The 21,709-nt window shown below is 74.4% G+C and carries 20 protein-coding genes; 11 read left to right on the forward strand and 9 right to left on the reverse strand.

The window, feature by feature from the left end; translation table 11 throughout:
- From AB0J53_RS16375 to AB0J53_RS16385, 3 genes are read left to right on the forward strand one after another with little or no spacing between them, the layout of a single operon-like run.
- Complete coding sequence (locus AB0J53_RS16375) at positions 1-1,197, forward strand: MFS transporter (RefSeq protein ID WP_364172649.1); 1,197 nt, start codon at positions 1-3, stop codon at positions 1,195-1,197.
- 43 nt (positions 1,198-1,240) lie between these two features.
- Positions 1,241-2,713 (forward strand): BTAD domain-containing putative transcriptional regulator, encoded by a 1,473-nt coding sequence (locus tag AB0J53_RS16380; protein ID WP_219510817.1) that lies wholly within the window; start codon positions 1,241-1,243, stop codon positions 2,711-2,713.
- Positions 2,714-2,766: 53 nt separating this feature from the next.
- Positions 2,767-4,539: an NAD+ synthase gene (locus AB0J53_RS16385; RefSeq protein WP_364172653.1), complete on the forward strand. Its 1,773-nt coding sequence runs from the start codon at positions 2,767-2,769 to the stop codon at positions 4,537-4,539.
- Between the two features lie 27 nt (positions 4,540-4,566).
- Here AB0J53_RS16385 and AB0J53_RS16390 read toward each other — a convergent pair whose 3' ends face one another.
- The 3 genes from AB0J53_RS16390 to AB0J53_RS16400 all read right to left on the reverse strand — a co-directional run bounded on the left by AB0J53_RS16390 (position 4,567) and on the right by AB0J53_RS16400 (position 8,069).
- Positions 4,567-5,178 carry a TetR/AcrR family transcriptional regulator gene (locus tag AB0J53_RS16390; RefSeq protein WP_357586423.1) on the reverse strand — a complete coding sequence of 204 codons (612 nt, stop codon included), beginning with the start codon at positions 5,176-5,178 and terminating at the stop codon, positions 4,567-4,569.
- A gap of 7 nt (positions 5,179-5,185) precedes the next feature.
- On the reverse strand, positions 5,186-6,736 hold the full coding sequence (locus tag AB0J53_RS16395; protein ID WP_219510825.1) for an MFS transporter: 1,551 nt from the start codon (positions 6,734-6,736) through the stop codon (positions 5,186-5,188).
- 91 nt (positions 6,737-6,827) lie between these two features.
- Positions 6,828-8,069 (reverse strand): MFS transporter, encoded by a 1,242-nt coding sequence (locus AB0J53_RS16400; RefSeq protein ID WP_364172657.1) that lies wholly within the window; start codon positions 8,067-8,069, stop codon positions 6,828-6,830.
- 135 nt (positions 8,070-8,204) lie between these two features.
- On the opposite strand from AB0J53_RS16400, the gene panB reads away from it, so the two are divergent.
- Positions 8,205-9,032: a 3-methyl-2-oxobutanoate hydroxymethyltransferase gene (gene panB / locus AB0J53_RS16405; RefSeq protein WP_219510829.1), complete on the forward strand. Its 828-nt coding sequence runs from the start codon at positions 8,205-8,207 to the stop codon at positions 9,030-9,032.
- Between the two features lie 84 nt (positions 9,033-9,116).
- Here panB and AB0J53_RS16410 read toward each other — a convergent pair whose 3' ends face one another.
- The 3 genes from AB0J53_RS16410 to AB0J53_RS16420 are packed head-to-tail and all read right to left on the reverse strand — an operon-like array spanning position 9,117 to position 11,533.
- Complete coding sequence (locus AB0J53_RS16410) at positions 9,117-10,037, reverse strand: threonine/serine dehydratase (protein WP_364172660.1); 921 nt, start codon at positions 10,035-10,037, stop codon at positions 9,117-9,119.
- Positions 10,037-10,333: a metalloregulator ArsR/SmtB family transcription factor gene (locus AB0J53_RS16415; RefSeq protein ID WP_308126043.1), complete on the reverse strand. Its 297-nt coding sequence runs from the start codon at positions 10,331-10,333 to the stop codon at positions 10,037-10,039. The genes AB0J53_RS16410 and AB0J53_RS16415 overlap by 1 nt, the downstream gene beginning before the upstream one ends.
- A gap of 27 nt (positions 10,334-10,360) precedes the next feature.
- Positions 10,361-11,533: an aminotransferase class I/II-fold pyridoxal phosphate-dependent enzyme gene (locus AB0J53_RS16420; protein WP_364172663.1), complete on the reverse strand. Its 1,173-nt coding sequence runs from the start codon at positions 11,531-11,533 to the stop codon at positions 10,361-10,363.
- 60 nt (positions 11,534-11,593) lie between these two features.
- On the opposite strand from AB0J53_RS16420, the gene AB0J53_RS16425 reads away from it, so the two are divergent.
- The 6 genes from AB0J53_RS16425 to AB0J53_RS16450 are packed head-to-tail and all read left to right on the forward strand — an operon-like array spanning position 11,594 to position 17,333.
- On the forward strand, positions 11,594-13,102 hold the full coding sequence (locus AB0J53_RS16425; protein ID WP_364172666.1) for a PLP-dependent aminotransferase family protein: 1,509 nt from the start codon (positions 11,594-11,596) through the stop codon (positions 13,100-13,102).
- A gap of 55 nt (positions 13,103-13,157) precedes the next feature.
- On the forward strand, positions 13,158-13,856 hold the full coding sequence (locus tag AB0J53_RS16430) for an alpha/beta hydrolase (protein WP_364172669.1): 699 nt from the start codon (positions 13,158-13,160) through the stop codon (positions 13,854-13,856).
- Positions 13,857-13,901: 45 nt separating this feature from the next.
- Positions 13,902-14,789, forward strand: coding sequence for an ABC transporter ATP-binding protein (locus AB0J53_RS16435; protein ID WP_364172672.1), 888 nt, complete (start codon positions 13,902-13,904; stop codon positions 14,787-14,789).
- Positions 14,786-15,496 (forward strand): ABC transporter permease, encoded by a 711-nt coding sequence (locus tag AB0J53_RS16440; RefSeq protein WP_364172675.1) that lies wholly within the window; start codon positions 14,786-14,788, stop codon positions 15,494-15,496. The genes AB0J53_RS16435 and AB0J53_RS16440 overlap by 4 nt, the downstream gene beginning before the upstream one ends.
- An 8-nt stretch (positions 15,497-15,504) precedes the next feature.
- Positions 15,505-16,731 (forward strand): histidine kinase, encoded by a 1,227-nt coding sequence (locus AB0J53_RS16445; protein WP_364172678.1) that lies wholly within the window; start codon positions 15,505-15,507, stop codon positions 16,729-16,731.
- Positions 16,728-17,333 carry a response regulator transcription factor gene (locus AB0J53_RS16450; protein WP_219510847.1) on the forward strand — a complete coding sequence of 202 codons (606 nt, stop codon included), beginning with the start codon at positions 16,728-16,730 and terminating at the stop codon, positions 17,331-17,333. Before AB0J53_RS16445 ends, AB0J53_RS16450 begins: the two co-directional genes overlap by 4 nt.
- A gap of 6 nt (positions 17,334-17,339) precedes the next feature.
- Here AB0J53_RS16450 and npdG read toward each other — a convergent pair whose 3' ends face one another.
- A complete protein-coding gene (gene npdG / locus AB0J53_RS16455) occupies positions 17,340-17,993 on the reverse strand; it encodes an NADPH-dependent F420 reductase (protein ID WP_364172681.1) in 654 nt (217 codons plus the stop codon).
- Between the two features lie 96 nt (positions 17,994-18,089).
- Positions 18,090-19,232, reverse strand: coding sequence for a lipase family protein (locus AB0J53_RS16460; RefSeq protein ID WP_219510851.1), 1,143 nt, complete (start codon positions 19,230-19,232; stop codon positions 18,090-18,092).
- A 182-nt stretch (positions 19,233-19,414) separates the two neighbouring features.
- Between AB0J53_RS16460 and AB0J53_RS16465 the strand changes: the two genes are divergently transcribed.
- Positions 19,415-19,993, forward strand: a complete 579-nt coding sequence (locus AB0J53_RS16465) for a hypothetical protein (protein WP_364172685.1) — start codon at positions 19,415-19,417, stop codon at positions 19,991-19,993.
- A 715-nt stretch (positions 19,994-20,708) separates the two neighbouring features.
- Here the strand turns inward: AB0J53_RS16465 and AB0J53_RS16470 are convergent.
- Positions 20,709-21,659 (reverse strand): LysR family transcriptional regulator, encoded by a 951-nt coding sequence (locus AB0J53_RS16470; RefSeq protein ID WP_219510854.1) that lies wholly within the window; start codon positions 21,657-21,659, stop codon positions 20,709-20,711.
- Positions 21,660-21,709: the final 50 nt, after the last annotated feature.

Below are 21,709 nucleotides of genomic sequence, written 5' to 3' on the forward strand. Positions count from 1 at the left end.
GTGAATAGCACGACTGTCGAGAAGCCGTCCTTCCTGCGTTCGCAGCTCGGCGGCCTGCCCCGCCCGTTCTGGGCCCTGTGGGGCGGCACCCTGGTGAACCGCCTCGGCACCATGGTGATGCCGTTCACCGGCGTCTACCTGACCCAGGCGCGCGGCCTGTCGCTGGCCGCCGCCGGGATGGTGATGGCGGTGTTCGGCGCCGGGTCGCTGGTGTCGCAGCTCCTGGCGGGGGTGCTCGCCGACCGGATCGGCCGCCGGGCGACGCTGGCGGGCGGCATGCTGGCCACCGCCGCGATGATGCTGGCACTCGGCTACAGCACGACGCTGCCCGCGATCCTGGCCTCGATGTTCGTGCTCGGCCTGGTCGTCGACGCCTACCGGCCGGCCTCCAACGCGCTGGTCGCCGACCTGGTCTCGCCGGTCGAGCGGCCGCGCGCGTACGGGCTGCTGTTCTGGGCGATCAACCTGGGCTACTCGGTCGGGATGACGGCGGGCGGGTGGCTGGCGCAGCTCGGGTTCCACTGGCTGTTCTGGGTGGACGCGGTGGGCTGCGTGGCGTTCGCGGTGCTGGTCTGGCGGGCGATCCCGGAGACGCGGCCGGCCGAGCGGGAGTCGTCGGGCGGGTTCGGGATGGTGCTGCGCGACCGGCTGATGGTCGCGTTCACGCTGGTGACGCTCGGCAACGCGCTGGTCTACGCGCAGACGTACACCACGCTGCCGATGGCCATGACCGAGCTGACCGGGCTCACCACCGGGCAGTTCGGGCTGGCCATGGCGCTCAACGGGGTGCTCATCGTGATCGTGCAGCCACTGGTGTCGGGCTGGCTGGGCCGGCTCGACCCGGCCAGGACGCTGGCGCTGGGGCTGGCGGTGATGGGCGTGGGGTTCGCGCTGACGTCGTTCGTCACGACCACGTTCTGGCTGGCGGTGACGATCGTGGTGTGGACGGCGGGCGAGATCGTGACGGCGGGCATCGCGGGCGCGATCGTGGCCCGGCTGGCCCCCGCCCACCTGCGCGGGCGCTACTCGGGGCTGTTCGGGTTCGCCTGGTCGGCTGCGGCCGTGCTGGCGCCGCTGCTGGGGAGCTGGCTGCTGGAGGCCGGCGGTCAGGCCGCGCTGTGGTTCACGGTCGGCGGCATCGGCCTGGTCTCGGCCGTCGCGATGCTGGCGCTCGGGCCCGCGATCCGCCGCCGCTGACCGCTGTACCGGGGCCGCCGGTGGCCCTACGCTTGCGCCTACCATGCTGACCTTTACCGCCTTGGGGCCGTTCCGGGCCTGGATCGGTCCCGACCCCCTCGACCTGGGCGGGCAGCGGCAGCGGGCGGTGCTCGCGCGCCTGCTCGTCGCCGGCGGCCGCGCCGTGCCCGTGAGCACGCTCATCGACGAGCTGTGGCCCGCCGGGCCGCCCGCGCAGGCGCTGTCGACCATCCAGGGCTACGTCTCCCGCCTGCGCCGCGCGCTCGAACCCGGCCGGGCTCCCCGGGAGGAGGCCGCCGTGCTGGTGTCGGCGCCGCCCGGCTACGCCCTGCGCGCCGGGCAGGACCAGGTCGACGCCTGGCGGTTCGAGGCGCTGGCCAGGACCGAGGGCACCGCCGCCGAGGTTTGGGCGGCCCTCGACACGGCGCTGGCGCTGTGGCGCGGGCCGGCGCTGGCCGAGTTCGGCGAGCTGCTGTGGGCGGTGACGGAGGCGGCCCGCCTGGAGGAGCTGCGGCTGACCGCCGTGGAGCGGCGCGCCGCCGCCGGGCTGGCGCTCGGCCGCGCCACCGCGCTGGTGCCCGACCTGGAGGCGCACGCCGCCGCCTGCCCGCTGCGCGAGGAGCCGTGGCGGCTGCTCGCGCTGGCCCTCTACCGCACCGGCCGCCAGGGCGACGCGCTGGCCGCGCTGCGCCGCGCCCGCGCGCTGTGGCGCGACGAGCTGGGCCTCGACCTCACGGCCGGGCTCAAGCGCCTGGAGGGCGACATCCTCGCCCAGCGCCTCGACGCCCCCGCCCCGCAGCCCGCCGCCTTCACGCCCCCCGCCGCCGCCTTACCCTCCGGGAGCGCCGGCCGGCCGTTGCGGGTGCTGGTGGCCGACGACCAGGCCCTCGTACGGACGGGCCTGCGGGTGATGCTGTCCGCCGAGCCCGGGCTGGAGTTCGCCGGCGAGGCCACCGACGGCGAGCGGGCGATCGCCGCGGTCCGCGAGGCCGCCCCGGACGTGGTGCTGCTCGACATCCAGATGCCGCACCTCGACGGCCTGGCCGCGGCCCGCCGCATCCTCGCCGACCCGGACCCGCCCAAGGTCATCATGATGACCACGTTCGGCAGCGACGAGAACCTCTACGCCGCGCTGCGCGCCGGGGTGAGCGGCTTCGTCCTGAAGACCTCGCCGCCCGAGCAGCTCGTGGCGGCGATCCGCGCCGCGTCGGCGGGCGACGCGCTCATCGACCCGGCGGTCACGACGCGGCTCATCGCGGGCTTCGCCGGCCGCGCCGACCCGGGCTCGCCGCCCGCGCTGGCTGGGCTGTCCGACTCCCGGCTCGACGTGCTGCGACTGGTGGCGCGCGGCCTGACGAACGCGCAGATCGCGCAGACGCTCGCGCTGCCCGAGGAGGAGGCCGCGGCGTCGGTGCGGGCGCTGCTGGCGCATCTGGGGCTGTCACAGCGGGCGCAGCTCGTGGTGGCCGCCTACGAGTCGGGCCTGGTGACTCCCGGCACGACCGTCCCGCGTTGACCGACTTCTCGTCGCTTGGACGATAAAAACCGGGCCGTACTAGGCTGGTGCCCGTGGCACAACTGCGCATTGCCTTGGCACAGACCAACCCGACCGTCGGCGATCTGGCGGGCAACGCCGACAAGCTCGTCGCGTGGACCCGCGACGCCGCCGACCGCGGTGCTCACCTGGCCGTGTTCACCGAGATGTTCCTCACCGGCTATCCCGCCGAGGACCTGGTGCTGCGGACGTCCTTCGTGGACGCGAGCATCGCCGCCCTCGAAGCGGTGGCGGTCAGGCTGGCCGAGGAGGGGCTGGGCGAACTGCCGGTGGTCGTCGGCTACGTCGACCGCGCCGGCCTGGAGCCCCGGCTCGGCCGTCCGAAGGGCGCCCCGCTCGACGCGGCCGCCCTGCTCCACCGGGGCCGCGTCGTCACCCGCACGGCCAAGCACCACCTGCCCAACTACGGCGTGTTCGACGAATACCGCTACTTCGTGCGCGGCGACCGGCTGCCGATCTTCCGGCTGCACGGGGTCGACGTGGCGATCGCGGTGTGCGAGGACCTGTGGCAGGAGGGCGGCCCGGTCGCCGTCGTGGGCCAAGCGGGCGCGGGCCTGCTCGTCGTGCCCAACGCCTCGCCGTACGAGAAGGAGAAGGACGACGTACGCCTGGAGCTGTGCGCCCGCAGGGCGCGCGAGGCCGGGTGCGCGCTCGTCTACGTCAACCAGGTCGGCGGCCAGGACGAGCTGGTCTTCGACGGCGACTCGCTGGTGGTCGGCGACGCGGGCGAGCTGGTGGCGCGGGCCGCCCAGTTCCGCGAGGAGCTGCTGATCGCCGACCTCGACCTGCCGGTCTCCTCGGCCGAGCCGGGCACGTTCCCGTACGACGCGGGCGACGGCACGGCGATCACCGTGGAGCGGCTGGTGCTCTCCCAGGACCCGGTCGAGCCGTACGAGCCCGAGCCCCCGTCGATCGCCGAGCCGCTCGGCACGCACGCCGAGGTCTATTCGGCGCTGGTGCTCGCGGTGCGCGACTACGTGGCCAAGAACGGCTTCCGTTCGGTCATCCTGGGCCTGTCCGGCGGCATCGACTCGGCGCTGACCGCGACGATCGCCGCCGACGCGATCGGCCCCGACCGGGTCAACGTGGTGCTCATGCCCTCGCGCTACTCCTCCGAGCACTCGCTGGCCGACGCCGAGGAGCTGGTGCGGCGGCAGGGGCTGCGCTCGCAGGTGGTGCCCATCGCCGAGATCGTCAACTCCTTCGAGAAGGAGATCGACCTGTCCGGCCTGGCCGCCGAGAACCTCCAGGCCAGGGTGCGCGGCATGATCCTCATGGGCCTGTCGAACGAGCACGGCCACCTGGTGCTGACCACCGGCAACAAGAGCGAGCTGGCGACCGGCTACTCGACCCTCTACGGCGATTCGGCCGGCGGGTTCGCGCCGATCAAGGACGTGCCGAAGCTGATGGTGTGGGAGCTGGCCCGCTGGCGCAACGAGCACACCGACCCGGGCTTCCTGCTGGAGGCGGAGCGGCCCGTGCCGGAGAACTCCATCACCAAGGAGCCCAGCGCCGAGCTGCGGCCCGACCAGCGCGACACCGACTCGCTGCCGCCCTACGAGGTGCTGGACCGGCTGCTGGACGACTACGTGGAGAAGGACCTGGGCTCGCGCGAGCTCATCGCCGCCGGGCACGACCCGGCGCTGGTGGAGCGGGTGATCCGGCTGGTGGACCTGGCCGAGTACAAGCGGCGGCAGTATCCGCCCGGCCCCAAGATCACGCCGAAGAACTTCGGCCGCGACCGCAGGCTGCCCATCACCAACCGGTGGCGCGAGGCCGCGCCCTGACGGGCCGGCCCCGGCCGCCGCGAGGGCTCAGGGCCGGGGCAGCAGGCCGGCGAGGACCCGGTCGACGACCCGCTCGGCCAGGTCGGCCGGCAGGTCGCCGGCGGGGCCCCACTTGGTGTACCAGACCATGGCGCCCGACAGCAGCGCCATGCCGACCTCCACGTCGAGGTCCGGGTCCAGCTCGCCGGTGGCGACGCCGCGCGCCAGCACGTCCTCCATGGCCCGCCGGCGCGGCTCGACCGCCCGCTTGAAGAAGCGCTCGGTCAGGCGCGGGTGCCGGTCGGCCTCGCCCATCACGACGTTCATGATGCAGCGGGAGCGCGTCGAGCGGCCGCCCTCCAGCCGGATCACGTCGACCAGCGCGATCAGGTCGTCGCGCACCGACAGACCGGCCAGCGGCGGCAGCGGCGCCTTCAGCGTGGCGAGGGCGTCGACGACCAGGTCCTCCTTGTTGGACCACCGCCGGTAGATCGTCGTCTTGCCGACACCTGCCCGCGCGGCGATCGCCTCGATGGACAGCTCGGAGATCCCCATACCGTCGGCTATCAGGTCGAGGGTCGCCTCGACGATCGCCTTCTCGGCCTTCTCGCTGCGTGGGCGGCCCGCTGGGCGGGTCGTCACCGGTTCCCGGATGGTCATCGAGGCCTCACACTACCGCTGGTTCCTTCTGCTCCGCCTGCTGCGCCGGCCGGGGCTTTCCCGGCATCCAGCGTGCCACGACGGCGATGCCCACCAGGCCGATGGCCGCCGACACCCACGCCGTGGTGTGCATGCCGTGGACGAAGGCGTCGAAAGCGGGCTGCAGCAGGGCCTGGCCGCGCTCGCCGAGCGACCGGGCGACCTCGACGGTCGCCATGACCGACTCGCCGCCGGCGTGCTGGACGTCGGCGGGCAGCCCGGCCAGCGCGGGCGCGATCTCGCCCCGGTAGCTGGAGGACAGGACGGAGCCGAGCACGGCCACGCCGAGCGCGCCCGCGACCTGCCGGACGGTGTTGCTCATGGCCGAGCCGACGCCGGCCTTCTCCCGGGGCAGCGACTCCATGATCGCGGTGGTGGCGGGCGGCATGACGTTGGCCATCGCCGCGCCCTGCACGAAGAACACCGCCTCGATGAGCACGATCGGCGTGTTCTGGTCGAAGAAGGCGTAGGAGGCCAGCGCCAGCGTGACCACGGTCAGGCTGACCGTCGCCGAGAGCTTGGCCCCGAACCGCTGGGTGATCCGCTGGCTGAGCGGCGCGAAGATGAGCTGCGCCGCGGCGAACGGGATCATCAGCGCCCCCGCCTGCACCGGGCTGTAGTCCAGCACGATCTGCAGGTAGAAGGTCAGGAAGAACATCCCGCCCATCATCGCGAAGAAGACGATGCCCATCATGCCGATGGCCGAGCTGAACCGGACGTTGCCGAAGCTGCGCACGTCGAAGACCGGGTTGTCGATGCGCCGCTCCCACCAGACGAACACGGCGAGCACCGCCAGGCCGGCCAGGGTGGGCACGAGAACCTCGGCGGAGGCGATCGTGGCCAGCTCGCCGCCCCGGATGATGCCGTAGACGACGGCCACCAGGCCGACGATCGACAGCAGCACGCCGACCGGGTCGAGCCTGGACGGCTTGGGGTCACGCGACTCGGGCACGACGGTGGCGATCAGCACGAGGCTGATGAGCACGATCGGCACGTTGATCAGGAAGACCGAGCCCCACCAGAAGTGCTCGATGAGCAGCCCGCCGGTGATCGGGCCGACCGCCACGGCGAGGCCGACGCCGCCGGCCCAGAAGCCGATGGCCTTGCCGCGCTCGCCGGGCGGGAAGACGTTGGAGATGATGGCCAGCGTGGCGGGCATGATGGCCGCGCCGCCGATGCCCATCGCCGCCCTGGCCATGATGAGCTGCGTGGGGTCCTGGGCGTAGGCGCTGGCCAGGGACGACAGGCCGAACAGCACCATGCCGACGAACAGCATGCGCTTGCGCCCGGTGCGGTCACCGATCACGCCGAAGGTGAACAGGAGCCCGGCGAACACCAGCGTGTAGGAGTTGATCGCCCATTCCAGCTCGCTCTGCGTCGCCCCCAGCCCCGCCACCGGGTCGGCGATGGTCTTCATCGCCACGTTGAGGATCGTGTTGTCGATCACGACCGCCAGCAGGCTGAACACCAGCACGCCGAGGATGGCCCAGCGGCGTGGGTGCCCTGTGTTCTCGTCCATCAAAGGGAAGCCTTAATTTCGATACGGCAATGTTTCGCTACGCCACCGTATCGCAAGGCATTCCGATACGCAACGGTATCGTTTCGTTAACTCAGGCGGACACCTCGTCCGGCACCGTCTCCGGGGCCTCGTCCCGGCGCTCCGCCGCGGTGCCGCCCCCACCGCCGCGGCTCGCGCCGCCTCGCCAGAACGGCAGCGCCACCAGCACCATCAGCACCGCGGCCAGCCCCGCCACCGCGAACGCCCAGGCCGAGCCGTGCGCGTCGATGACCGCGCCCGCGATGGGCGCAGACGCCGCGCCGCCGATGAGCAGGGCGGTGCCGTGCAGCCCCATCGCCTCGCCCCTGGCCGCCGCCGGCACCCAGCGGGTCATGGTCTCGACCGTGGACGACAGCGACGGCGCGCAGAGCAGACCGGCGGGCAGCAGCGCCAGCACCAGCCACCACCAGCCGCCCGAGACCAGCCCCACTGGGACGGTCAGCAGCCCCATGCCGCCGATGAGCACCAGCGGCGAGAACCCGCGCGACAGCCCGCCGTAGACGAACCCGCCGATCAGCGAGTAGAGGCACCAGATGCCGACCGCCAGCCCGATCCACTCGGTCTGGCCCGCGCCCTCGATGCTGCCGACCAGGGCCAGCTCGCTGGCGGTGAGCACGAACGTGGCGGCGGCCGTGGTGCCGAGCAGCGCGGCCAGCCGGGGCGTGAGCCACTGGCGGCGCGGCACCTTGACGACCGCCTCCGCCAGCTCCGCCTCCGACCTGACCGGCGGGTTGAGCACGATCAGCGCCAGCCCCGAGCCCGTCAGGCCCACGGCGATGACGGCCAGCGTCGGCCCGCTGCCGAACGCGGTCATGCCGAACACCGCCAGCGCGGGCCCGGCCATGTAGGACAGCTCGACGAACATCGAGTCGAGCGAGAAGGCCACCCGGCGCTGGTCCAGCGGCACCATGGCGGCCATGCACTGCCGGATCACGCTGAACACCGGCAGCCCCAGCAGCCCGGCCAGGGCCGCCGCGGGGATCAGCGCCGGATAGGGCAGCGAGGGCGCCGCCGCCCAGAACGCGGCCTGCGCGGCCGTGGTGACGATCAGCACGGGACGCAGCCCGTACTTGTCGACGAACCTTCCCGACAGCGGCGAGCCGAGGGCCATGCCCACGGTGCTCGCCATCGTGACCACGCCGGCCTGGGTGTAGCCGAGCCCGAGGCCCTTGACGACATGCAGCGTCAGGGCCATGCCCGTCGCCGTCGAGGGCACCCTGGCCAGCAGGCCGACCAGGAGCAGAACGCCCACACCGGGCAGCCGGAACAGGCGCCGGTAAGGTTCGATAGCCATGGTGATTGCTTACCTCCCGAGCCATTGTGTCAAGGAGCACCGACACTTTCGCCACCGGTTTGTTCCGCGTGACATCATCGGGAGGAGTCCGGGGACGCCACCGGGGCGCCTCGAGACGTTTCTGGAGGCTGACCCATGTCTTCACCGTCCCTCTACGGCGGCGTCACCGGCCGCCGTGTCACCGTCCGCGACCTCGCCGCCGCCAAGCAGCGCGGAGAGCGGTGGCCCATGGTCACCGCCTACGACGCGATGACCGCCCGCGTGTTCGACCGCGCGGGCATCCCCGTCCTGCTCGTGGGCGACTCGGCCGCGATGGTCGTGTACGGGCACGACTCGACCCTGCCGGTCACCGTCGACGAGCTGCTGCCGCTGACCGCGGCCGTGGTGCGCGGCTCGTCCCGCGCGCTCGTCGTGGCCGACCTGCCGTTCGGCTCCTACCAGTCCTCGCCCGCGCAGGCGCTGGAGACGGCGGCCCGCTTCATGAAGGAGGCGGGCGCGCACGCCGTCAAGCTGGAGGGCGGCCGCCGCGTGCTGCCCCAGGTCGAGGCACTGACCGGGGCCGGCGTGCCGGTCATGGCGCACCTCGGGCTGACGCCGCAGTCGGTCGGCACGCTCGGCGGCTACCGGGTCCAGGGGCGCGGCCAGGCCGGCGACGAGCTGATGGCCGACGCCAAGGACCTGGCCAGGGCCGGGGCGTTCGCGCTCGTGCTGGAGTGCGTGCCCGCCGACCTGGCCGAACGGGTGACCACGTCGCTGGCGATCCCCGTGATCGGCATCGGCGCGGGCCCCGCCACGGACGCCCAGGTGCTCGTCTGGCAGGACCTCATGGGGCTGACGCCCGAGCCGGCGCGGTTCGTCAAGCGCTACGCCGACCTGGACGCCGACCTGGAACGGGCGGTGCGGGAGTTCGCCGGCGACGTCGCCTCCGGCGCCTTCCCCGCCGCCGAGCACACCTACCGCTAGCGCCCCTTCCCGGCCGTCGTCCCTGGAGGGACGCGCGCGTTCGCACGGCACCGCCGGGACGGGGTCACGCCCGTCCCGGCCTGCTCAGAGGGTGGCCGGGTCGGTGTTGGAGCCGCACACCAGCACCGCGACCCGCTCGCCCGGCGCGGGCTCGTACGCGCCCGACAGCAGGGCGGCGTACGCGGTGGCGCCCGCGTGCTCGGCGACCACGCGGTGCTCGGCCCACAGCGTGTGGCGGGCCGCCACGATGGCCTCGTCGCTGACGAGCACGCTCCGCGCGCCCGCCCCGGCCAGGATGCCGTAGGCGAGCTCGCCCAGGCGGCTGGCGCCCAGCGCGTCGGCCGCCACCCCGCTCACCTCGACCGGGACCGGCCGCCCGGCTGCCAGCGCGGCGTGGAAGGTGGGGATGCGCTCGGGCTCCACGGCCACGATCCGCGGCCCCTCACCACCCGCCGCGCCGGCGCCGACGGTTATGCCGGCGGCGAAGCCGCCGCCGCCCACCGCCACCAGGACAGTGTCGACGCCGCCGGTCTGGGCCATGAGCTCCAGCCCGGCGGTGCCCTGCCCGGCGACGACCTCGGGCTGGTCGTAGGCGTGCACGGGCAGCGCGCCCGTCTCGGCGGCGCGCTTGGCGGCGGCCTCGGCCGCCTCCGCGTAGATGGCGCCGGTCTGCGTGATCTCCGCGCCGAGCGCGCGCAGCCCGGCGACCTTGACCGCGCTCGTCACCTCCGGCACGAAGATCTCCGCCCGGACGCCGAGCGCGCGGGCGGCGTGGGCGACGGCGAGCCCGTGGTTGCCGCCGCTGGCCGCGATCACGCCGCTGTCCGGCACCTCCCCGGCCGACAGCAGCCGGTTGAACGCGCCCCGCACCTTGAACGACCCAGAGTGCTGGAGCAGCTCCAGCTTGAGGATCAGGCCGGGCGACACCTCGAGGACCGGGGTGCGCAGCACGTGCCCGCCGATGCGCCCGGCGGCGGCCACCACGTCCTCGTACGACACCGGCATCACAGTTCCTCCACGATCGTCCGTTTGAGCTGTGCCATCCGCTCCTCGTCGCGCCGGTAGAACACCCACTGCCCGATGCGCCTGCCGCGGATGAGCCCGGCACGCTCCAGGATCTTCAGGTGCCCGGTGGCGCTCGGCTGGGTCATGTCCAGCTTGTTCGCGATGAACTGCGCGCACACCCCGTCGTCCACGAGGTCGCCGTGGACCTGGGGCGGGAAGTGCGCGACCGGGTCCTTGAGCCAGCTCAGGATGAGCAGCCTCGGTTCGCTGGCGAGCGCGCGCAGATCGGACAGCACTTAGGCATTTTCCTAAATGCCTAAGCGTTATGTCAAAGCCTGCTCGATGTCGGCCCAGAGGTCCTCCGGGTGCTCGATGCCGACGGCGATCCGTACCGTGCCCTCGCCGATCCCGTGGCGTGCCAGTTCCTCGGCGGGCAGCGCGCGGTGGGAGGTGGTGGCCGGGTGCAGGACGAGCGTCTCGACGCCGCCCAGCGACGGGGCCAGCAGCGCGAGCCGAACCGAGCGCATGAACCACTCCCCCGCGGCCCGCCCGCCGGTCAGGTCGAAGGCCAGCACGCCGCCGAAGTCGGGCAGCAGCTTGCCCGCCAGCTCGTACGACGGGTGCGAGGGCAGGCCGGGCCAGTGCACGGCGGCCACGGCGGGGTGCTCGGCGAGCCGGGTCGCCAGCAGGCGGGTGTTGGCGCAGTGCCGTTCCATCCGCAGGGCGAGCGTCTGCAGGCCGCGCAGCGTCAGCCAGGCCGCGAACGGGTCGGCCGACGCGCCGAGCTCGATGGCGAAGTGCCACGTCTTCCGGTGCAGGGCGTCGTCGGCGAACACCGCGAGGCCGCCGACGACGTCGGTGTGCCCGGACAGGTATTTCGTCGTGGAGTGCAGGACGATGTCGGCGCCGTGCTCGATCGGACGGCACAGCATGGGCGTGGCGAAGGTGTTGTCCACGGCGACCGGGACGCCGAGCTCGCGGGCCGCCACGCACATGCCGGGCAGGTCGGCGACGCGGCCCATCGGGTTGGCGATCGTCTCCAGGTAGACGAGCCTGGTCTCGGGCCGCACCGCCGCGCGCAGGGCGTCGGGGTCGTTCTCGGGGACGAAGCCGACCTCGACCCCGAACCTGGCCGCCAGCTCGTTGATCATCGCCGCGGTGCCGCCGTACAGGGCCCGCTGGGCGATCAGGTGGTCGCCGGGCTTGAGCAGGCCGAGCAGGACGGTGCTGATCGCGCCCATGCCGGAGCCGGTGGCGATCGCGGCGGCGCCGCCCTCCAGGTCGGCGACCGCCTCCTCCAGGGAGCGGACGGTCGGGTTGCCGTAGCGGCCGTAGACGAACGAGCCGTCGGGGCGGCTCATCGCGTCGGCCATGACCGCGGGGTCGTCGAAGACGAATCCGGACGTCTGGTACAGGGGGACGGCGATCGGGCGGCTGCCCTCGACCGGGGGCTGGGGCAGGTGGACCGCTCGGGTTTCGGGGCGGTATGCGCTCATAACTGTAAGCGTCTCCGGAAATATCGCAGTAAGTCAGGGCCAATCTGACAAAATTGGTTCATGAATGGGGCCAATCTCGATGATCTCGTCGACCTGCTGGGCCGGTGGGCGTCCGGGCGCGGGCCGCTCTACCTGCTGCTGGCCGCCCGGCTGCGGGCCCTCGTCGACGACGGCGTGCTGGCCCCGGGCGAGACGCTGCCGCCCGACCGGGCGCTGGCCGCGCGGCTCGCGGTGGGCCGGGGCACCGTGGTGGCCGCCTACGACCTGCTCCAGCAGGAGGGCCGGGTGGTGCGCCGGCAGGGCAGCGGCACCCGGGTCGCCCCGATGGACCTGTCCGCCGCCCGCTCGCTGGACGGCGTGCCGGCCAACCCGCTGCTCATGCACATCCTGCATCCGCCGGACGGCGTGGCGCTGCTGACCTGCGCCGCCCCCGACGAGCCGCCGCCCGAGCTGGCCGAGGCGTACGCGGAGGCCGCCGCCGCCCTGTCCGGCGTGCGCGACCTGGGCTACCAGCCCGCCGGGAACGCGACGCTGCGCCAGGCCGTGGCCGACTACTACACCGGCCGGGGGCTGCCCACCACCCCGCACGAGATCGTCGTGACGAACGGCGCGCAGCAGGCGCTCACCCTGCTCGCCGGGCTGCTGCTGACGCCGGGCGACACGGTCCTGACGGGCTCGCCGACGTACCCGGGCGCGCTGGAGGTCTTCCGCCACGCCGCCGCCGTCGTCCGCCCGGCCCGCCTCGACCCCGCCCTCGACCCCGCCCTCGATCCCGCCCGCCCGGATCCTGGCGCGGCCTCCGTGCCGGACGTGGCCGCCGCGATGAGGGACCGGCCCGCCCTGGTGTACGCGGTGCCGACGGCGAGCAACCCGACCGGTTCGGTGATGCCCGCCGGGGCGCGGCGGCGGCTCGCCGAGCTGGCCGCCCGGCACGACGTGCCGCTGATCGACGACGAGGTGTGCGCGGAGCTCTGCTTCACCGGCGAGACCCCGCCGCCCCTCGCCGCGTACTCCCCGGGCTCCCCCGGCTCGCGCGGCGAGCAGGTGATCACGATCGCGTCGCTGTCGAAGGTGGTGTGGGGCGGGCTGCGGATCGGCTGGATCCGCGCCCCCGCCGCGCTGGCGTCGCGGCTGTCGCGGCTGCGCGCCGTGCACGACCTCGGCGGCGAGGTGATGGGCCAGCTCGCCGCCGCCGCGCTGCTGCGCCGCCTCGACGGCATCCGGCGGGCGCGCGTGACGGAGCTGCGCGCCCGCCACGACCACCTCCGCGCCGAGCTGCGCGCCCTGTTGCCGTCGTGGTCGTTCGAGCCCGCCGCGGGCGGCCAGACGATCTGGGTACGGCTGCCGCGCGGCGACGCCGACTCCTTCGCCCAGGTCGCGCTCAGGCACGGGGTCGCGGTGCCGCCGGGCCGCTCCTTCGACCCGCTCGGCGGCCACCCCCGTCACCTGCGGCTGCACTTCCTGTTCCCGGAGGAGGAGCTGTCCCGGGCGGTGCGCGCGCTGGCCGCCGCCTGGGACGCCTACGACGGCACGGCCAGACCTGCCGCCCGGCAGCCGCTCGTCGTCTGATCGCCGGTAGCTGACACGCCGCCGCCGGGCGGGCCGGGTGCGGCAAGGTGAGCACATGACGTTCGTGCTCGTACACAGCCCCAGCGTGGGACCGTCCACCTGGGCCCCCGTGGCGGCGGCGCTGGAGCGCCGGGGCCACGCCGCCGTCGTGCCCGACCTGACCGGGGTGGCGGCCGGCCCCGCGCCCTACTGGCCGCGCGTCGTCGCCGCCGTGCGCGACGCGGTCCAGGAGGCCGCGCCCGGCGGCGGGCCGCTCGTGCTGGCCGCGCACAGCAACGCCGGCCTGTTCGTGCCGGTGATCAAGGAGGGGCTGGGCGAGCGGGTGGTGGCGTGCGTGTTCGCCGACGCCCACCTGCCGCCGCCGCGCGGCCTGGTACGCCCCGGGCAGGACGACTTCCTGCCGTTCCTGCGCGAGCTGGCCGGCGACGACGGGCTGCTGCCGCGCTGGACCGACTGGTGGGACGAGCAGGACGTCGCCCCCATGTTCCCGCCCGACGCGGCGGCGCGGGCCCGGGTGGAGGCCGAGCAGCCGCGCCTCCCGCTCGCCTTCTACACCGACCCCGTCCCGGTGCCCGCCGGGTGGGACGCCGTCCGCTGCTCCTGCCTCTGGTACGGGCCGCCGTACGACACCGTGGCCGACGACGCGCGCCGGCGCGGCTGGCCGGTGCTGCACGCGCCCGGCCTGCACCTGCACCAGCTCGTCGACCCCGAGGGGGTGACCGCCGCCCTGCTGAAGCTCTCGCGCAGGTCGTGAATTCCTCACTGCCGCCGCGGCTCCGGCTCCGGAAGAGTCGTCCGCATGACAGCGATTCAGGTGCGGGGGCTCGGCAAGAGCTACGGCGGCTTCCCGGCCGTGCGTGACGTCTCGTTCGAGGTGCCCCAGGGGGAGATCTTCGCGCTGCTCGGCAGGAACGGCTCCGGCAAGACCACGACCGTCGAGCTGCTGACCGGGCTGCGCCGGCCCGACGCCGGGACGGTGCGGGTGCACGGCCTCGACCCGGTGGCCGACCGGGCAGCCGTGCGGCAGCGCACGGGCGTCATGCTCCAGGAGGCGGGGTTCTTCCCCGACCTGACGGTGGCGCAGACCGTCGACACGTGGCGCGGCTTCACCGCCGCGCCCCGGCCCTGCGGGGAGGCGCTGGAGCTGGCGGGGCTGTCGGCCAAGGCGGGCACGCGGGTGCGGCAGCTGTCGGGCGGCGAGAAGCGGCGGCTCGACCTGGCGCTCGCCCTGCTCGGCCGCCCCGACGTGCTCTTCCTCGACGAGCCGACCACCGGCATGGACCCCGAGGGCCGCCGCGACACCTGGCAGGTGATCCGCGAGCTCGCCGGGCGCGGCACCACCGTCCTGCTGACCACCCACTACCTGGAGGAGGCGCAGCGGCTCGCCTCGTCCCTGGCCGTCATGGACGCGGGCCGGATCGTCGCCTCGGGCGGCATGGCCGAGACGCTGGCCGCGCGGGGCGGCCGGGTCGCGTTCCGGCTGCCCGCCGGGGTGGACCCGGAGAGCCTGCCGCTGCCCGTCACCCTCGAAGGCGACCTGGCCGTGTGCCGCGCCGACGACCCCGACCTGGCTGCGCAGACGCTGCTGACGTGGGCCGCCGGGCGCGGCCTGCGGCTGGCGGGCCTGGAGGTCCGCGCCGCCACCCTCGAAGACCTCTTCCTCGACCTGCCCGGGAGCGTTCGATGACCCTCGCCGCCGCCTACAACCTCGGCACCCGGCTGTTCTGGCGGGACAAGGCCATGCTCTTCGCCTCCGTCGTCACGCCCGTCGGGCTGGCCGTCGGCATGCCGGTGCTCATGCGCAACGTGACCTCCGAGGGCGTGACCGCCGCCACCGAGATCTTCCAGGGCACGCTGGCGATCCTGCTGTCGATCACCACGTTCATGAACATCGCCGTCGCCCTCACCGGCCGGCGCGACCAGCTCGTGCTCAAGCGGCTGCGCACCAGCAGGCTGACCGACGCGCAGATCCTGGCCGGGCAGATCGCCAGCACGGTCACGCAGACCGTGGCGCTCGTCGCGCTGTCCACGGTCGCGGTGCGGGTGCTGGCCGACGTGCCGTTCCCGCCCGACCCCGTGCTGTACGCGGCCGCCGTGGTGCTCGGGTCGGCCGTGATGGCCGTGCTCGGCGCCGCCTACACCGCCGCGATCCCCCGTGCCGAGCTGGCCGCCGCGTACACCATGCCGGTGTTCCTGCTCGCCGCGGTGGGCGCGGGCGCGATGCCGATCCCGCTGCCGGGCTGGGCCGACACGCTGCTCGGGCTGCTGCCGACGAGCGCCGTGGTCGACGCCGTCGCCCGGGGAGACGTGCTGGCGCCCGCGCTCAACCTGGCCGCCTGGGGGGCCGCCGGGCTGGTCGCGCTGCGGTGGTTCAGGTGGGAGCCTCGGCGATAATCGTGGCCGTGACGTCCTCCCCGGCCTCCTCCGCCGTCTCCTCCGCGTCCTCCGCGTCCTCCGCACGGCGGCTGGCGAGCGGCCTGCTGATCGCCGTGTCCGTGGCCTACTCGATCATCGGGCTGCTCTACTTCCTCACCGGCACCCTGGCGAACGGGCTCGTGGCCAGCGCCGCGATGGCGGGCGTCGTCGGGCTGAACCACGTCAACATACGGGCCGCCCTGCGCGGCGGGCGGCCGCCGCTGTTCCCGCTCACCGTGCTGCTGCAGGCCGTGGTCACCTACGTGCCCGACTACCTGCTGCCCGCGGGCTACTCGGCGGTGGCCGCGCCGATGCTCGCCGGCGCCGCGCTGGTGTTCCTGCCGCTGGGCTGGGGCGCCGCGGCGGTCGGCCTCATGATGGCCTACATGTGGACCGGGCTCTTCCAGGTTCTTCCGCCCGTCGTCATGCTCTTCTACCTGATGACCGTCCCCATCACCGGCGCGCTCAGCTACGCCCTCGTCCGGTTCGTCCGGGTGTCGGCCGACCTGGAGGAGGCCAGGGCCGAGCTGGCCGAGGCGGCCGTGCTCAAGGAACGGCTGCGCATCTCCCGCGACCTGCACGACGGGCTGGGCCACAGCCTCACCGCGATCGCGCTCAAGGGCGACCTGGCCGCGCGCCTGATCCCCCGCGACCCTTCCGCCGCCCACGGCGAGGTCGCCGCGCTCGTCAAGGTGGCCAGGGAGGCGGCCCAGGACGTCCGCCAGGTGGCGCGCGGCTACCGCAGGCTGTCGCTCACCGGCGAGGTCGACCGCGCCGTGGCGCTGCTGGAGTCGTCCGGCGTGAGCTGCCAGGCGCACCTGGCCGACGCGCCGCTGCCCCGGCACGCCGACGAGGCGCTCGCCTGGGCCGTCCGCGAGGCCGCCACGAACGTCCTGCGCCACACCCGCGCCACCACCTGCACGATCACCACCTCCGCCCACGCCGGCCGGCTCCGCCTGGAAGTGGCCAACGACGGCGTCACCCCGCCCGCCACCATGTCCGGCACCCTGCCCGCCGCCCTGTCCGGCACCCTGCCCGCCGCCCTGTCCGGCAGGTACGCGCATCCGGCCCCCGGCGACGCGGCCGTCACGGAGCCGACCGCCGGGGGCGGGCTCGTCGGGCTGGCGGAGCGGGTGGAGCAGGCGGGCGGCACGTTGCACGCGGCGCGGTCGGGCCCCGACGGGTTCCTGCTGGCGCTGGAGGTGCCGGCGTGATCCGGGTGCTGCTGGCCGAGGACATGCACATGATCCGCGCCGCCCTCACGGCGCTGCTGCGGCTGGAGCCGGACCTCGAGGTGGCCGCCGAGGTCACGCGCGGCGACGAGATCGTGCCCGCCGCCCTGCGCACGCGCCCCGACGTGGCGATCGTCGACATCGACCTGCCGGGCGTCGACGGCATCACCGCCGCCGCCGAGCTGCGCGAACGCCTCCCGTCGTGCCGGATCCTGGTGCTGACCGCGCTGGGCCAGCCGGGCCAGGTGCGGCGCGCGCTGGCCGCCGGCATCGAGGCGTTCCTGGTCAAGGACGCGCCCGGCGACCGGCTGGCCGACGCCGTCAGGCGCACCGCCGCCGGGCTGCGCGTGCTGGACGCGGAGCTGGTGTCGTCGGCGATGGAGTACGGCGAGAGCCCGCTCACGCCGCGCGAGGCGACGGTGCTGAAGGAGGCGGCCAGGGGCGCCCCCGCCGAGGAGATCGCCGCCCGCCTGCACCTGTCGCCGGGCACCGTGCGCAACTACCTGACGGGCGCGATCACGAAGACCGGCGCCCGCAACAAGATCGACGCCATCCGCATCGCCGAGGACGCCGGCTGGCTGTGACGGCCGTCAGATGTCGGTGATCCGCACGCCGGCGTGCGCCTTGTAGCGGCGGTTCACCGAGATGAGGTTGGCGGTCAGCGCCTCGACCTGGTGGGCGTTGCGCAGCCGCCCGCCGTAGACGCCGCGCACCCCCGGGATGACCCCGGCCAGGGCCTGCACGGTGTCGGTGGCCTCCCGGTCGTCGCCGAGCACCAGCACGTCGAGGTCCACCTCGTCCACCGCCGGGTCCAGGAGCACGACGGCCGACACGTGGTGGAACGCGGCCACCACCCGGCTGCCGGGCAGCACCGCCGCCGCCTGCTGGGCCGCGCTGCCCTCGGCCACGGGCAGCGCGTAGGCGCCCTGCTTGTCGAACCCGAGCGGGTTCACGCAGTCCACGACGATCTTCCCGGCCAGCTCGGCGGTCAGCGATTCGAGCAGCGCCTTGTGCCCGTCGTACGGGACGGCCACGATCACGATGTCGGCGCCGGCGGCCACGTCGGCGTTGGCGCCGCCGGTCGCGCCGGAGCCGATGGACTCGGCCGCCTCCTGCGCCCGTTCGGCGCTGCGCGACCCGATCGCCACCTGGAGTCCGGCCAGCGCGAACCGGCGCGCCAGCCCCTTCCCCTGGTCACCGGTGCCGCCGAGAATGCCGATGGAAAGCCCGCTCACGTCAGTCATAGGCTCGATCATGCCAGCCCGGCAGGTCACCGCGTCCCTCCGGGGCCGCCACTGCCCAGGGGCCCGGCCGGGAAGCCGGGCCCGGTGGGGTGGCGGTCAGCAGTTGCCCGACGCGGGCAGCCCGTACAGGCGCAGGGCCAGCCACTCGATCGCCAGCGGCCCGCCCTGGACGGCGCCGAGCACGTGGCTGGAGGCCGACAGCGACGCCCAGCGGACGTTCGCGCCGGCGGCGCAGTACTCGTCGCGCAGGGTCGCGCCGACCGCGTGCGGGATCGTCTCGTCGCCGCGCGCGTGATAGAGGAACAGCGGCACCCTCGGCGTGGCCGAGCCGAGCCGGTTCTCGGCGAGGCGGGCCAGCCACTTGGGCTGGTTCAGCAGGTCGACGGGGCTCAGGTCGGCGAAGCTCAGCCCGGCGAGCTCGTCGAGGTCGCCCACGCAGTCGTCGGCGGCGTCGGCCAGCAGCGCGCGGCCCCGCTCGTTGAGGTCGGCCTCCAGGTCGAGCTCCGGGTAGGCGGCGTCGAGCCCGACGCCGGCCGCCGCGGCCAGGCCGAAGTCGGCGGTGCCGTCGAGGTGGTCGGCCACTGCGTGCAGGTCGGCGGGCACGCCGCCCGCGGCGACGCCCTTGAGCCGCAGCTCCGGCGCGTACGAGGCGTGCAGCTCGGCGGCCCAGCCGGCCGTGGCGCCGCCCTGCGAGTAGCCCATGACCGCCACCGGCGCGCGGTCGGACAGCCCCGCGCCGGGCACGCGCGTCGCGGCCCTGATCGCGTCGAGCACGGCGTGGCCCTGGGAGACGCCCGCCATGTACGTGTGCTGGCCCGGCGTGCCGAGCCCCTCGTAGTCGGTCACCGCGACCGCGAAGCCCTTGAGCAGGAGCAGGCTGACGAACGCCAGCTCGGCCTCGGTGCCCTGCCGCATGGCGGCCGACGGCGCGCACTGGTCGCCCAGCCCGTGGGTGCCGGGCGCGTAGCCGACGATGGGCCGCCTGCCCAGCGGGTAGCCGGCCTTGGGCACCAGGAGCGTGCCGGAGACGGCGTTGGGCTGACCGGTCGCGGAGGTGGAGCGGTAGACGACGTGCCAGGCGTTGACCGGCACCTTCAGGAGTTCGCCGGGCAGCAGGTAGACGGTGGTCGGCTCGGCGGAGACGACGTCCCCCGCCGACTCCGCCCGGGCCGGGGCGGCGACGAGGGACATGATCAGTAACAGGGCGATGGACATGCTGACGCGGACACGTAATCTCATGTGCCGCCCCTCCTCAGGGTGGGATCGCTCACGGGACGGCGGCGCCGCGAGCCGATCGTTACCCGGGAGTAACCACCTGTCAAGGCCCGAAATGACACCATCTGTCAGAAGATTTGCGACGCCCGAACGGCACATCCGGGAGAACGGTCACCGAAACGGCACCAGTCATGCACCATGGGTGGATGGACTCAGGATCGGTCAGCCTCCTGCGCGAGCTCCTCGCCGATACCGGCTGGGTGGAACGCACCCGCGAGCTGGGCCGCGCCCTCCGGACCACCCGCACACCCGGCGGCCTGCTGCTCGTCGGCACCCCCGACGACGAACCCTGGCACCTGACCGCCCACCTCGCCGACGAAGCCCGCCTGTCCGACCTGCCCCAGCTCACCCCCACGCTGGTGCGCTGGTCCCCGCCCCCCGGCGCCCCGGCCCACCTCAGCGTCACCCTCGACCGCATCCAGCAGGCGGCCCGGGGCGAGACGCTGTTCGTCGTCGCCGGGCAGCAGGCGCCCGTCCCGCTCCTCGAACGCGTCGACGACGCCCGCCGCACCGGGGCCACCATCCTCGCCCTCGAGTCCGGCGACCCCGAACTGTCGAGCCTCGCCCACGACTCGCTCGCCGTCCCCGCCCGCGGGCCCGTCACCTTCGACGGCGCCCAGCACCTCGTCAGCACCGCCGCCGGCGAGATCCCCCAACGCCCCGGCCTCCGCGACCGCCTCGCCCGCCTCCTCACCCGAGTGAGCGGCCCCCACATCCCCGACTAGGGGTGCTCACGCCCCTCCGACCGCCCGCCCCTTCGGTGGTGGCCGTCCCTTCGGGGTGCCGGGCCGGGGTGCCGGGCCCTTCGGGGGTGGCCGGCCTTCCCGTGGACGGCCGGGCCCTCCAGGGGGGCCGCCCCGGAGGCAGCCAGGCGTCCGCACTGAGGCGCGCGTACGTGCTGAGGGCCGCCCCCTTCCCGGCGCCGGGGCCCTTCGGTGGTGGCCGTCCCTTCGGGGGCGCCGGGCCCTCCGGCGGTGGCCTGCCCTTCGGGGTGCCGGGCCCTTCGGTGGTGGCCGACCTTCCCGTGGACAGCCGGGCCCTTCAGGGTGACCGCCTCAGAGGCAGCCAGGCGTCCGCACTGAGGCGCGCGTACGTGCTGAGGGCCGCCCCCCTTCCCGGCGCCGGGTCGGCGAGGGGGTGGACGGCGGAGTCCGGCGCCCGCGTACGGCGACCCGCACGGGCGCCCGCGTACGGCGACCAGCCCGTACGGGGCGGACCAGCCCCAGGACGCGGCCGGTCCGTCGGGGGCGAGCCGCCGGGGCCAGCCGACGTGGGCGGGCCGTGGGGGCGGGCCGTGGGGGATCTGGACCTTCAAGGGGCCTGGGCCCTCAGCAGCCAGGCAGCGGGCGAGGGCCGGCGGGCGAGGGCCGGCGGACGGGCCTTCCGGGTCACCTGAGCGCCTCAGGGGGGCCGGGGCCGATGGGCAACAGCGCAGGCGGGTCAGGGGTTCTGCGGTTGGGGGAGGTGGGTGCGGAGGGTGGGGTCGAGGGCGGCGGTTGCGGTGGCGATGGCGGAGATGACGACCGCCTGGACGGGGTCGGGTTCGCCGGAGCGGGTGCGGCTGACGCGGGTGACGGCGTCGATGCGGCGGGAGCCGACGTCGCGGATGTCGGTCACCCGTACCTGGCCTTCGGGGACGTCGAGGAGGGCGAGGGTGGGGACGATGGCGACGCCGTGCCCGGCGGCGACGAGGGCGAGGGCGGGGCCGAACTCGGTGATGACGTGGAGCTTGCGCGGTTCGAAGCCGTGCAGGCCGGCGAGGCGGTCGAGGGCCTGGCCGCTGGCCTGGCCGGGTTCGCCGGTGATCCAGGGGACGTCGGCGAGGTCGGCGACGTCGCGGGGCGGGTCGGTCCAGGAGGCGGGGACGACGATGCGGTATTCGTCGACGTAGAGGGCGCGGGTGGACAGGGACGGCTGGGCGAGCACGGGCAGGCTCATGTCCTGCTCGGTGATGAGGACGTCGACGACGCCGTGCCTGAGTTCCTGGAGGGCGGGCTGGCCGTACACCTCGTGGATGGAGGGGACGATGCGGGGGTGGCGGTCGGCGAGATCGCGCAGGGCGGGGACGAGCACGTGCGTGATCACGGTGGGGAAGGCGGCGATGCGGACGGGTCCGGCGAGGCGGTCGGTGAAGCGGGTGAGCTCGCGCCGGGCCTCGGCGAGCTCGTCCTCGACGCGTTCGGCGTATCCGGCGAGGACGCGCCCGGCGGGGGTGAGGGAGACGCGGCGCTGGGAGCGGTCGATGAGGGGGAGGCCGACTTCGCGTTCGAGCTGGGCGAGTTGCTGGGAGATCGCCGAGGGGGTGAGGTACAGCGCCTCGGCGGCCCGCATGACGCCGCCCCGGCGGGCGACCTCGTGGAGAATCCGCAGCCGTCGAGGGTCGATCTCCATAAAGGACAGCTTACGACATCATTTAGGATCTTTTATTTGCGCTTTAACCC

The organism is Nonomuraea sp. NPDC049725, assembly GCF_040674795.1.
Classification (GTDB): Bacteria; Actinomycetota; Actinomycetes; order Streptosporangiales; family Streptosporangiaceae; genus Nonomuraea; species Nonomuraea ceibae.